The 14,032-nt window shown below is 28.1% G+C and carries 9 protein-coding genes; 8 read left to right on the top strand and 1 reads right to left on the bottom strand.

Features of this window, described 5'->3' with window-relative positions:
- The first annotated feature begins 261 nt into the window (after positions 1–261).
- From BR69_RS0101610 to BR69_RS0101595, 4 genes are all read left to right on the top strand, one after another.
- Positions 262–966 carry a lysophospholipid acyltransferase family protein gene (locus BR69_RS0101610; protein WP_034849054.1) on the top strand — a complete coding sequence of 235 codons (705 nt, stop codon included), beginning with the start codon at positions 262–264 and terminating at the stop codon, positions 964–966.
- A 165-nt stretch (positions 967–1,131) separates the two neighbouring features.
- The gene (nth, locus tag BR69_RS0101605; RefSeq protein ID WP_027631609.1) at positions 1,132–1,764 is read left to right on the top strand and encodes an endonuclease III; all 633 of its coding nucleotides are present in this window, start codon (positions 1,132–1,134) and stop codon (positions 1,762–1,764) included.
- A gap of 257 nt (positions 1,765–2,021) precedes the next feature.
- Positions 2,022–4,805 (top strand): sensor histidine kinase, encoded by a 2,784-nt coding sequence (locus BR69_RS20990; protein ID WP_051623443.1) that lies wholly within the window; start codon positions 2,022–2,024, stop codon positions 4,803–4,805.
- 325 nt (positions 4,806–5,130) lie between these two features.
- Positions 5,131–6,030: a D-alanine--D-alanine ligase gene (locus tag BR69_RS0101595; protein ID WP_027631608.1), complete on the top strand. Its 900-nt coding sequence runs from the start codon at positions 5,131–5,133 to the stop codon at positions 6,028–6,030.
- A gap of 345 nt (positions 6,031–6,375) precedes the next feature.
- Here BR69_RS0101595 and BR69_RS0101590 read toward each other — a convergent pair whose 3' ends face one another.
- Positions 6,376–7,419 carry a M42 family metallopeptidase gene (locus BR69_RS0101590; RefSeq protein ID WP_027631607.1) on the bottom strand — a complete coding sequence of 348 codons (1,044 nt, stop codon included), beginning with the start codon at positions 7,417–7,419 and terminating at the stop codon, positions 6,376–6,378.
- A gap of 391 nt (positions 7,420–7,810) precedes the next feature.
- Here BR69_RS0101590 and BR69_RS0101585 point away from each other — a divergent pair, with 391 nt between their 5' ends.
- The 4 genes from BR69_RS0101585 to BR69_RS0101570 all read left to right on the top strand — a co-directional run bounded on the left by BR69_RS0101585 (position 7,811) and on the right by BR69_RS0101570 (position 13,811).
- The gene (locus tag BR69_RS0101585) at positions 7,811–9,187 is read left to right on the top strand and encodes a VanW family protein (protein ID WP_027631606.1); all 1,377 of its coding nucleotides are present in this window, start codon (positions 7,811–7,813) and stop codon (positions 9,185–9,187) included.
- A 350-nt stretch (positions 9,188–9,537) separates the two neighbouring features.
- The gene (locus tag BR69_RS0101580; RefSeq protein WP_027631605.1) at positions 9,538–10,485 is read left to right on the top strand and encodes an AAA family ATPase; all 948 of its coding nucleotides are present in this window, start codon (positions 9,538–9,540) and stop codon (positions 10,483–10,485) included.
- Entirely contained in the window at positions 10,478–11,650 is a 1,173-nt protein-coding gene (locus BR69_RS0101575) for a DUF58 domain-containing protein (RefSeq protein WP_027631604.1), read from the top strand. The genes BR69_RS0101580 and BR69_RS0101575 overlap by 8 nt, the downstream gene beginning before the upstream one ends.
- Positions 11,637–13,811 carry a transglutaminase-like domain-containing protein gene (locus tag BR69_RS0101570; protein ID WP_027631603.1) on the top strand — a complete coding sequence of 725 codons (2,175 nt, stop codon included), beginning with the start codon at positions 11,637–11,639 and terminating at the stop codon, positions 13,809–13,811. The genes BR69_RS0101575 and BR69_RS0101570 overlap by 14 nt, the downstream gene beginning before the upstream one ends.
- Positions 13,812–14,032: the final 221 nt, after the last annotated feature.

The raw sequence follows: 14,032 nt of genomic DNA, 5'->3' as shown, positions 1-14,032 counted from the left end.
GAGGAAGTTAATACATGTATAAGATAAGTTTCAATATGAGAAACCTATATAGATTTTAAGTTTAAAGATTACTAAATACATTTACTTAAAGTCCTATAAGTCAAAGATATTTTAATGAATAAGTTAAGTGTTTATGTAAAAACCCTATAATTAATTTTAACTGAAAAAATTATTATACCTAGGAAAAATATAATTTTATTATAGAAGCTAATTTTAATTTATATAGGATTTACTTATTAAGTTATGGAAGGTTGATAGATTATGAGGAAAGCTAGGGTGTTATCTGGTATATTAAATGTGTTACCTAAAAGGCTAGGAGATTATATATGTAATAAATTACTTTATGGATATATAAATAAGTATGCAAAGGTGGAAGTTATAAATAAAGATAATCTATCGTCAGTAAAATCACCTTGTATATTTCTTTGTAATCATCTAAGTAATGCAGACGGAATGATATTAAATGATCTTTTAAAGGACTATGATCCAAGCTTTGTGGCAGGAGTGAAGTTATCCAATGATCCAGTTACAAACATTGGAATTAGAATTGTAAAGACCATACCTATAAATCCAGGAAGTGCAGATAAGGAAGCCCTAACAAGGGTTATAAAAACGCTAAAGGATGGAGAAAATATAATGATATTTCCAGAAGGAACCCGTAGTAGAGAAGGGTCAATGATAGAAGCTAAGAAAGGTATTTTGCTTATTGCAAGATTAAGCAAGGCACAAATTGTACCCTTAGGTATGTGGGGAACAGAGAAGCTTTTACCTATAAATAAGAGTGGAGATATGAGTCATGAGAATTTTAACCATGCAGAAGTTAAGGTTAATATAGGAAAGCCTATAGAGCTTCCTAAAAAGGGAAAAGATGAAGATAGGCATGAATATGATGATAGGGCGTTAAAATTTATTATGGGGAATATAGCAAAGCTTATCCCAGAGGAATATAGGGGTGTATATAAGTAAATTATTTTAATAAAGTATAAGTTGTAGAATTTTAGATTAAATATAAATTAAATAGGTATTTTTATACTTTTATATTATAAATGTTAGAGCGGTTAAAATAAATATAGAAAGACATATTTTAAATTTATAGAATTTATTATGTAATCTTACTGAGGTGATAAACTTATGGAAGAAAAGGTAGAGAAGGTAATAGAGTTATTAAAAAAAGAATATCCTGATGCTCATTGTGAGCTTAATCATGAGAGCCCTTTCCAGCTTCTTGTGGCGACTATTCTTTCAGCTCAAACTACAGATGTTAAGGTAAATCAGGTTACAGAAACTTTATTTAAGGATTATGGGACAGTAGATGAGTTTTTAACTCTTAGCCAAGAGGAGTTAGAAACTAGAATAAAAACCATAGGATTATATAGAAATAAAGCAAAGAACATACTCCTTATGTGTAGACAGTTAAAAGAAAATTTTAATGGAGAAGTACCAAATACAATGGAAGGCATAACATCCCTAGCAGGAGCTGGGAGAAAGACCGCTAATGTGGTTTTATCTAATGCCTTTGGAGTACCAGCTATTGCAGTAGATACTCATGTTTTTAGGGTTTCAAATAGAATAGGTATTGCTAAAGGAAAAGATGTACTAATTGTAGAAAAGCAGCTTCAAAGAAATATACCAATGGATCAATGGTCAGATGCACACCACCTTATTATATTTCATGGAAGAAGATGTTGCACTGCAAGAAAACCACATTGTGAAGACTGTGTAATAGCACCATATTGTGACTATTATAGTTCCTTAGTAAAATAAAGGGATACTTAATTCAAATAGGATTTTATTCTAGGTGAATTTTAGTTAAGCAGAGTCTAGTGACTGTGTAAGACTTATCTCTAGATAGGGATTAGAATTATATAGTCTCTAGATAAAAAATACTATAGAACTCCCTGAAAATAATGTAATATTTTGGGGTGTTTTATTTTTTTATAGAATAATTTTTGGATTTTTTAAAAAAGGAAATATGGGAAAAAAGAAGAAATATATTCTTAGGAAAGGAATGATGTTACTATATGAATGAAAATATTAATAAGCTTACAGGAGATAGGCATTTTCATGGAGGAATTAAACCTTCCAAGGTTCTTAATATTATAGGAATTATATTTATATTCATAAGTATAATTATTTCTTCTTGTCTTGATGATATATCTATCCCCATAGAAATATTTCATTGGATTAAATCTATAACTGTTTTTATGTTATTTAATGTAGGCATTGCTTATATATATTTAGTGAAAAAAAAGTATGGGGAAATACCTAGGTGGATAGGAATAGTAACTTTCTTCCTTTTAGGTCAAGAAATCCTTGGGATTATATATTCTATGAACGTACATATAAAAAGTATAAGTTTTTATAATTTAAGAATAGGATATATGTGGGTGAAAATTTTTACTTTTATATATATGGCTATTATATATAAAGTTATAGGAATAAATAGAAAAGTTAAATTAGGACAAGAGGTTGGAGAGAGCTTATTTAATCTATTATTAGGCGCTTTTCTTATGGTTTCAGTGAGAAGGGTATTAAGGTATGCAAGCTATGGCAATGAATTAGATTTCATATACATTATATATATAATGGTTTTATTTTTATGTTTATATTTAGGAATAATAAGGTTTTTAAAAGATAAAAATATCTTCCATCATATGGTTAGTATAGTATTATTTCTTCAGATAATAAATTTTAATGATTTTATGGTTAGTAATGAAAGTTTAAAAAATATACTCTTTACAAGTACTATGATTAATTTTTTCTCTTATATAATTTGTTTTTATTGTTTTATTATAGAGATTTATATACTTAAAGGAAAAGAGTCTTTATTTGAGGAAAAGGACTACATAAGGGTAGAAAACATAAAAATCTTTAAAAACTTAATAGACAGAGTACCAAGAGGGGTGCTTATAAGTAATAATAATGGAGATATACTTTATAATAATAATAGTTTACTTAGAATATTAAGATGTAAAAAGGAAGATGTTCTAGGGAATAATCTATTTTCTTTAATGAAAAACTATAATAGTGACTTGGATATGGAGAAACTCAGTGAAAACTTTAAAAGTCACTCCATATGGGAAGGGGAAGTAAATTATATAGTAAATCTTCAAAATAAAATTTTTAGGTGTGAAATACTTAAGCTAGAGTATTATAACGATGAAAGTGCTGTTGTTACCATATTTGATGATGTGACTTATAAGAAAAAAATGAATGAGAAAATTGTAAAAAATGAAAAGAAACTTAGAGATCTTACAGATAATATGCTTGACTTTATGATAAATGCTGATAATAATGGGAAAATTCAATATGTAAGTACGTCACTTTGTAATGTATATGGGGTGAACTACAAAGAAATTAGAGGAAGAAATATATATGATTTAATTTATTATAAAGATAGGGATGAGGTTAAAAGTTTTATAAAAAAGAGATTAAATGGAGAATCAAAAGAAAAACAATTGGAATATAGATTAAAAACCAATGGGGATAAGCATATCTGGGTTGAATCTATTATGAATCCATTAATGAATAATAAGGGAAATGTAGAAGGGATTCTTATAATCTCAAGGGACATAGATAGAAAGAAGTATTTTCAAAGGGCTCTAATTGAAAGTGAGAAAAAATATAGGGACTTTTTTAATTTAGTTAGAAATTATATATATGTAATAGATATAACTAAAAATATAATTGTTGATATGAATGAATACATGAGGCAGGATTTCTTTATAGAAAATGATGAAGTAAGTATAAGTGAAATTTTCGGAAAAGATGTATCTAAATTACACTTTAGATATTTTTATCAAATACTTAAAGGAAATAAAAATCTAGACTTTGAATTTACAACTAAAAATTATATGGGAGAAGATATTGACTTAGAGGTTTCCCTAACCCCTATATATGATAATGAAGAAATAACAAGGGTAGTATGTATGGCAAAGGATATAACCCATAAGGAGAAAATGAAGCAGCTTCAAGAGCTTCATGAGGAGGATAGAAGAAAACTTTCAGAGGCTATAGAGTATGATAGAATAAAAACAGAATTTTTAGCTAATATATCTCATGAGCTTAGGACTCCTATAAATGTAATATTCTCTGCTCTTCAATTAGAGGAGCTTAGAAGTAAAAGTAATTATGGAGAAAATGGAAGATATTTAAGACTTATGAAGCAAAATTGTTATAGACTATTAAGACTTATAAATAATCTTATAGATGTTACAAAAATTGAAGCTGGCTATTTACCTATAGAGTATGTGAATACTGATATAGTAAATGTGGTAGAGAATATAACTATGTCCATTGTTGATTATGCAGAAAACAAAGATATAGAGGTAATATTTGATACTGATATGGAAGAAAGGGTAATATCCATAGATTTAGATAAAACAGAAAGAGTTGTTATGAATATTTTATCTAATGCCATAAAGTTTACATCTAAGAAGGGAATTATTAATGTAAATCTTTCAGAGGAAGAGGAATATGTAAAATTATCCATAAAAGATACGGGACGTGGAATACCAAAGGAAAAACTTAAAACAGTATTTGAAAGGTTCACTCAAGTAGACAAGTCCCTCACAAGAGACCATGAAGGAAGTGGAATAGGCTTATATTTAGTAAAATCTTTAATGGAAATGCAGGGGGGAACCATAGAGGTTAATAGTGATATTGGAGTTGGAAGTGAGTTTATAGTTAAATTTCCTATAGTAAAGATGGATAGTTATAAAGAGGTTGCGGCTACATCAGACCTTGGAAATTCTTATGTGGAGAGAATAAGTATAGAATTTTCAGATATATATGACATAAATTAATTAATAATTAATTAATTTTTATAATATACTTCTAAATTTAATATTAAAGTGCTATAATATTATAGAAACTATACTTTAGTAAAATGATTGCAAAGAGAAAATACATTGAATGAAGGCTTGTGTATCACAAGTCTTCATTTATTTTATCTAAGGACCTTAGGGAAAAACTTTAATAAATTAAAGTTATCTTCTGTCAATTAGATTTTAGATAAAATAAACCACTATAAGATAAAATTACCCTTATGGTGGTTCTTTTATTTTAGTCCTAGTTTTTTATATAATAATAATATAAATAAAATAATATTGTGTCTTGGAGGATAAACAAATGAGAGTTGGAGTATTGATGGGAGGAATTTCCTCAGAAAGAGAAATATCCCTTAGAAGTGGAAAAGAAATAGTAGAAAATTTAGATAAAAGTAAATATGAGGTTGTAGAAATAGTTTTAAATAGTAAGGAAGAATTAATAAGTAAAGTGAAAGATATTGATTTTGCTTTACTTGCATTACATGGACAGTTTGGGGAAGATGGTAAGGTTCAAGCTGTACTTGAGAATCTTAACATACCTTATTCAGGTTGTGATACCTTAAGTAGTTCCATATGTATGGATAAGGATATAACAAAAAAGGTTTTAAAAGCATCTAATATAAGAACAGCAAGATGGCTCTGTGTAAGGAATATAGATGAGATAGACTATAATGCTATAGAGGAGTTTGGATATCCTGTATTTGTAAAGCCTAACAGTGGAGGGTCTTCAGTTGCTACCACAAGAATAGACAAAAAAGAAGGAATAGAAGAGGCTGTAAAAGAAGCATTAAAATATGATAGAGAAGTAATGATTGAAGAATATATAAAAGGGGATGAAATAACTTGTCCTGTCCTAAATGGAGTGATGCTTCCTGTTCTTGTAATAAAACCAAAATCAGAGTTTTTTGACTATACCTCAAAATATGAAGATGGTGGTGCTGATGAATTTATAATAGAGCTTGAAGAAAATCTTCATAAAGAGGTTGAAGAAATGGCTCTAAAAAGTTACAGGGAAACTAAATGTAGTGTATATGCTAGGGTTGATATGATAATTAGAGAAGGGGTCCCTTATGTCCTTGAACTTAATACCCTTCCAGGAATGACTAAAAATAGTTTATTTCCAAAGAGTGCTAAAGGTGTAGATATAAGCTTTTCTAAACTTTTAGATTTAATAATAGAGCATTCATTAAGAGAAAGATAAAAATAAGGAGTTGTATCAAGTGATTTTTAATTATTTGATACAGCTCCTTTATTTTAATTAAATTATCTTTTTTATTAATAAATTTTAACTATATTAAAGTACATCCTTTTAATATTTCTGATATAAGATTTTAAGGAGTTAAGCTTCTTAACTTATTCATTAAAAATATCTTTGATTTATAGTGCTTTATCAGATGTGTAAATTAAAACTTAAGTTTAAAAACCTATAATAAGTATTAAGAATATCTCTTAATTTAGGTACAACCTATCTACAATAAAAATGTATTTGCATTAATATTTAAGAGAAATTTAAGGAACAATATAGATAACAGTTGTATCTAATATATTAGGCCATAGAAATATATTTTATTATTAGATCTAATGTGTTTACCATAGAATCCATATGAGTTCTTTCATAACCATGGGAAGCAAATATTCCAGGACCTATTAAAGCACATTTTATATCATAACCAGCCCTCATAGCAGCAGAGGCATCAGAACCATAATAAGGATAAATATCTACCTTATAATCTATATTGTGACTAGTGCAAAGTTCTATAAGTTTTTTTCTAAGGTCATAATCATAAGGTCCAGAAGAGTCTTTAGCACATATGCAAACAGCGTATTCAGAAGAATTTTGACTAAGCCCCGGAGCTCCCATATCCACAGCTATAAATTCCTTTGTTTTTTCTGGAATAGAAGAGGATGCACCATGGCCTACTTCTTCATAGTTACTTATAAATATATTAGTTGTATAAGGTAAGGTTATATTGTTATCTAAGATATATTTTACAGTATATAAAAGTATAGCAGCGCTAGCTTTATCATCTAAGTATCTGCTTTTTATAAAACCAGTTTCAGTAATGGTAGTTCTAGTATCTATAAGGATAAAGTCTCCTACGGAAATAGATAGTTTTTCAGTATCTTCCTTAGAAAATACCTTTTCATCTAAAACAACTTCCATATTTTCAGGAGTTCTTTTAAGTTCACGAGCCTCATCACCACTTATATGAACTGAAGGTTTTATGGTTTGGATTGTTCCAGTATATCTTTTTCCATTAAGGGTTTCTACTATACAGTTTTCCCCTTCTATACTAGACATCATATAACCACCTACAGTTGTAAGACCTAAAGTACCATTAGATTTTATATTTTTTACCATGGCACCTAGGGTATCTACGTGAGCAGAAAGGGTTCTTTCGTATTCTTCATTTTCTCCTTTAAGGGTTATAATCAAAGCACCCTTATTGGTTCTTTTATATACAGCCCCTAATTCATCTAATTCCTTTTCTAAATAAGTAATTACATCATTAGTGTAACCAGATGGGCTATGGATAGATAGAATATTTGTTAAGTAATTTTTTAAATTTTCTAAATTATAATTTGACAATTATAACTCCCCCTTTTTAAATTCTTAAATTTATTATAAATTTAATCTTTATGTAACACAATAGATTATACAACAACTATAATAAGTTTAGGATGGTATAATTTTTCAGAGATCTTATAATTAATCAATTATTTCTTTATGTTTTTAATACTAATTAAGATAATATTTATAAAATCCCTAGTTTTCTTTAATTAGTATTTAAATATGATAGAAGTTATATGTGAATTAAGTTATACTTTAATGTAGTAATTCTTATTATTTAAAAGTAAATCTTAGATAAATGAAAAGATATATCAAAAAATGTAAAAATATAGCCTATATAGGATTTATAAAAAACTTATATTTTATATTATAATATTATTAAGACTTAAAGAAAGGGGATTTTTTTCATATGACAAAACACAATAAAACTTTTAAATTTAATACTAAAACAGCAATTATTTCAATTCTTTTATTAATCATAATAGCTGGTTCTAGTGTGTTTGCATACTATAAGCATATGGAATCCGAAGTTAACAAGTGGAATGATAGGATTTATCCAGGAGTTTCTGTACAAGGAGTTAACTTAGATGGTAAAACAAAAGAAGAAGCTATAACAAAGCTAAAAGAAGAGTTTGGAGATGCCATAATCAATAAGAAAATAAAGGTTAAGGCTAAGGATAAGGAATATACAATGGATTATTCAAAGCTTAATGCTAAATATGACATTGAAGAAGTGGTAGATGAGGCTTTTAACTTTGGAAAAGATGATACTTTAAGAAACAAATATAAGAAAGTTAATAGCTCTAGTAATAAGGAACTTGGACTTAAATTTGACTATGATCCTAAATATGTAAAAGAATTTGTAGGGAACATAGGAAAAGAAGTAGATAAGGCACCTAAGAATGCTAAACTTAACTTTAATGGAGGCTTTTCAGTAACTAACGAAGTTATAGGATATAAGACTAATCAAGAAGATCTAGAAAAACAAATACTAGATAGCATAAATGGAAATGTTAATGAAGAGACTAATCTACAAGCTAAAATAGAGGAAGACAAGCCATCTGTAACAGGGGATGCATTAAGAAGGATAAATGGTAAAATATCAACACATTCTACAAATTATAGTTCATCCTCAGCGGAAAGATCCTTTAATATAGAATTATCAACTAAGGCAATAAATGGGGTTGTATTAATGCCAGGAGAGGTTTTTAGTTATAATGATGTAGTAGGAGAAAGAAGTGCAGCAAGAGGATATAAGGATGCACCAGTGATTATAGGAAATAAGGTGGAGTCGGGTGTTGGAGGAGGAATATGTCAGGTATCCTCTACATTATACCAATCAATTATAAGATCAGGGTTAAGCTCAGTGGAAAGATTGAATCATTCCATTCCTGTAGGATATATGACTAAAGGATTTGATGCTACAGTAGCTTGGGGAAGTATAGATTATAAGTTTAAAAATACTTTTGATTTTCCAATTTATATACAAGGGGATAACTCAGGTAAGAATGTAACCTTTAATATATATGGAGATACATCCTCAATGAAGAGAAGATATGAGATATATAGTGAAGTGGTAGAAACCCTTAATCCAACTACAAAAACTGTTCAGGATTCAACACTTCCAGAAGGTCAAACTGTAATGGAGAGAAATCCAGCACCAGGATATAGAGTTAAAACCTATAGGAAAGTATTTGAAAATGAAAAACTTATAAATACAGAACTATTATCTACAGACACTTATGCTGTGGTTAATGGAGTACAAAAGGTAGGAACTAAAAAGTAGTTATAATTTTAAATTATATAATTAAGATAATAATAGAAAAGAACTATCTCATTTTTATTTTGAGGTAGTTCTTTTCTTGTTTTAAGTATAAGTAGTATGAGGATTAAGGAAAATGTATCTAATGAAAAATAAATTTTGGCTAGATTATATTAGGGGCTTAGAGTTAAATTTTTTTAGAGATAGTTTTATAGTGCTTATTGTAATTTTTGGGTATTTCAAATAAAATAGAGTTACATGTAAATATTGACATAAATATTACAAAATTATCCTATTAATTAATTGTAAGAGTTATTGAATAAGGATATATTAAAAATAGAGAGGGGGAGCTACAATTTAGTAGCTATAATGGTTTGAAGGAGAAAGAATTAATAAATAAGGTTATTTTAAATATTAGTAGTATAATTATTGGAAAGGATAGGGAGGTAAAGAATCTTTTAAAGGCAATAATATCTAATGGACATGTTCTTATAGAGGATGTTCCAGGAGTGGGAAAGACTACTCTAGTTAAGTCATTAGCAAAATCCTTAGATTTAACTTTTGGAAGAATACAATTTACTCCAGATGTACTTCCATCAGATGTAACAGGAGTATCTATATATAATCAAAGAGAAATGGACTTTGAATTTAAAAAGGGACCAGTTTTTTCTAATATTCTTTTAGGAGATGAAATAAATAGAACCTCACCTAAAACTCAATCCTCCCTTTTAGAGGTTATGGAGGAGTACCAGGTAACAGAGGGGAATACAACCTATAAGTTAGAAAGGCCATTCTTTGTTTTAGCAACCCAAAACCCTATAGAATATCATGGAACCTATGAGCTTCCAGAGGCTCAGTTAGACAGATTTATGATAAAAATAAATCTTGGATATCCATCCATAGAGGATGAGATAAGTATATTGGAGATTTATAAGGATAAAAACCCCTTAGAAAATGCTACTAGTGTTTTAAGTAAAGAAGAGCTGATATGGGTACAAGAAAGCTGTAGAAAAGTTAATGTGCATAAATCTATAAGAGAATATATTGCAAGCATAGCTTATGAAACTAGGAATAATGAGTATCTGTCTATTGGAATAAGTACTAGAGCTTCATTAAGTTTATTGAAAATATCCCAGGCTACTGCACTTATGGAGGGAAGAGACTATGTTATTCCAGATGATGTGAAAAACAATTTAAACCTTGTTTTAGAACATAGATTAGTATTGAGTCCTTTAGCTAAGGCTGGAAAGTATTCTAAGGATAAAGTGCTAAGACATATTTTAGAAAAGGTTAAAATACCAGTGGTGAGTGACCATGGCTAAAATAAATATAAGCAAAAGGTTTTTAGTACTTTTCGTAATAGTCACCTGTTTTTCTTATCTTCAAGGAGACCATATAGCAAATAGTATATTCTATGGTATTTTAATATTGTTTATAATGGCTATTTTATACAATTGTCTGTTATATAAGAGCATAGAGATAAATATAACCTCTTATAAAAAAGTTATATGCGCAGGGGAGAGTATGAGAATAAAATTTTTTATATTTGGCAGTAACTTTTTTGCTATGAATTATATATTTCTACATAATAAGGGGATAGCTTCTTTAAAAAAAGATTTTAAAGGACAATTTGTAAGTCTTAATATAGGTGATAGTAAAATATTAGAACATGATGTGAATTTCATCCAAAGAGGAGTATACCCTATAGGTGACTTTAATATAACCTTGAAGGATATATTTTCTATTGTAGATATAACATTCTCTATAAAAAAAGAAGAGCAGATTTTGGTGTATCCTAAGTTATATGATATAGGAAGAGAAATAAATTTAGGAAATACATTAGTAGAAGGAGTAGTAAACAAATACAGCCTTAAAGAAGACTTATATTCTATAAAAGATTTAAGGGAATATGTTGGTGGAGATAGGTTAAAAGATATAAATTGGAAGGTTAGTGCTAAAAAGGGGGACCTTTATGTAAAAACCTTTGATAATATTTTGGGAGAAGATGTAGCCTTATTTGTAAATATGCATAAGGAAAATTACTTCTTAGATTCTAATGGGGGGTTAGAGGAAAAGCTTATAGATTTTTCTCTTTCTTTAATTAAAACAATTGTAGAAAAAGATTTAGAAGTTATTGTGAATTTAAATAACAGGGAATGTCATAAGGAAATAATAAATAAGGATAATTTTAAGAACTTTTATAATAATATGATATTTAAACCTAGTGATGGAGAAGAAAATTTTAAGGATTTTATTAACTTATCTATAGGAAGAGATCTTAAAGAAAGAATTCTGATTTTCATCATATTAAACGTAGAGGAAACTTTTTTAGAGGTGTTAGGAAGACTTAATGAAGATAAACATAAGATTATAATTTTTTATAATAAGTGTGAGGAGAAAACTAAAAGATATATAGATAATCTAAGTATAAGAGCCATAAACTTTAATGAAATTTTAGTAGGAGGGAATGAGAGTGACATGGATTAAGGAGAAAATCATAGACTTACTCCTATGTTTTTTTTCATTAGGTTTTATATTTTTAATATTTAAGAAAAGTTACATGATAGAAAATATTGATTATATAAATTTAATGATAATCTTTTTTCTAGGGGCAGTTATTTTTTATTTTTACAGTAGTTTAAATAAAAATCATAAGCTGAATTTCTTAATAGTATTAGTAGTGCTTTTAATTATAATAATATTATTATTTAGAGTAGTGTTAGATGATTTTTTACTAGAGAGGATAATACTTAAGGTAAGGAAAATAAATGAAAGTGTAGGTAGGGGAGAGCGGACCTATTATGAGGATTATAAATATATCCTAACCTTTATAGGACCAATACTAGTAATTTTTATTCTTGCCTTAATTAGATATTCATTAATCTATATTATTATATATATAAATTTATTTCTTATGATGTTTTTATATTATATAGGGTATTCAGAGGTATTAAGGAGTGTAATAATACAGTTTATTATTATAAACCTATGCGCTCTTGGAGTAGATGGATTTAGAACCAATATAAGAGTATTAAAGGAAAAAAACATTAAAACAAGTGTAAATAGAATAGGGATAACATTAAATATAACGATTTTTTCTTTAATAATTGCTCTTATAGTAAATCTTATGCCTCTACAAAAAAAAGGGAAGTATCAAAATGAAATTACAAAAAGCATGAATAAAGTTTTAAGAGGTATAGAGGTAGATGATGAAGGAGTTAATGAGGAGATTTATGGTCTTTCTTATTCAGGATACTCTAATGGATTAAAAAAATTAGGAGGACCTATTAAGATATCAGATGAAGAGGTTTTAGACATAGAAAGTGAAGTTGGGGGATTATACTTAAGGGGAAGCGTTAAGGATGTATATTTAGGGGATAAGTGGGGGATTAGTTTTAAAACCTTAAGAAGTATAGATGGAAGTAAGTTTAGTTCCCAGAATAATTATTTTAATTACAATGAGGGTTTAAATAAAAGATCTTTAAAAATATATCCTAAGAATAATGAAAATAACACTTTATTTTCTCCACTATATTATTTAGGAGGAGATTTACCTAAGAATACTTACCATATTAGTAGATATGATATTTTTTATAATAAAAATATAAAAGAGTACTCTTTTGACTATTATGAAGAGGAAAAGATAAAGTCTAATATTAAAAATGCTGCTAATAATATGTCATTAAGTGATCTGAATATGGCGTATTTGGATATAGCGAATCTTCCAAGTTCTGTTATTGACCTCACTAAGGAGATAACAAAAGAAAGTAGCAATAACTATGAGAAGGTTGAGAAGATAAAAAATTATTTGGAGAAGAATTATCCTTATTCCTTAGAAGTTTCAAATATACCAGAGGGAGTAGATTTTACCGAATATTTCTTATTTCAAGAGAAAAAGGGGTATTGTGTGTATTTCGCTACAGCCTTAACTATGATGAGTAGAGCAGCCGGAGTTCCAGCTAGATATGTGGAAGGATTTAAAATGCCCTATACCTCTTTAGGCGGAAATAAGTTTAAGGTTACAAACGAGGATGCCCATGGATGGGTTGAGGTACTCCTAGATCCTAGGGGAGAGTTATGGACAACCATGGATGCAAGTCCAACACTTAGAGAGGTTAGGGAAAAGGAAGGGGTAAAAAAACCAGAACAAATAAATAAGGATAATAAAGAAAATATTGAAAATAAAGAGGGGAAAAATTTAGGTAGTGAAGAAAAACAAGAGAAGAATAAGGAAGAGGAAATAGAGAAGGTAGAAAAAAAGAGAAATATAAATTATAAACTTATTTCTATAGTATTATTAATAGTAATTTTATTTTATGTATCTCTTAAATCATTTATAACTTTATATAAAATAAGACTTCTAAAAATAAAAGGGAGTGGGAAAAACTTATATAAATATGCAGAAAAGAGGATGAAGACCATAGGGGTAGTCAGAAAATCTTATGAAACAGATATTGAATTTGTAAATAGCATTAATGATAAGGTTCTTAGAGAAGAGCTTATGAAAATGCTTATAATATGTCATAAGGAAATCTATGGTGGAGTTACTTCTAATATAAAAGGAGAAGATTTTATAAAATTTATAGAAAGTTATATTAGGAGTAATATGAAGTTTTTAAGATATATAGTATATAAGTATTTGATTTAGATCCTATAACTAATTTATAAAATATTATTAACTATTAGCTAGGGACATCTTATCTAGGAAACTTATTAATAAGTTTCCTGGATAGATGTTTATATTTTTATATAGCCTCAATATAGTAGAGGTATTTATCTCATGGCTACCCATTGTAACACCACCTAAAAGAAGAGTCGTTCAATGCCATAAGTATAAAGGAAAGATAAATACTACATAGGTTTATATAT

Source organism: Clostridium hydrogeniformans DSM 21757, from assembly GCF_000686705.1.
In the GTDB taxonomy this organism is placed as follows: Bacteria; Bacillota; Clostridia; order Clostridiales; family Clostridiaceae; genus Clostridium_Z; species Clostridium_Z hydrogeniformans.
Note: the sequence above shows the minus strand (reverse complement) of the source record. Positions and strands in the feature narration are given on the sequence as shown.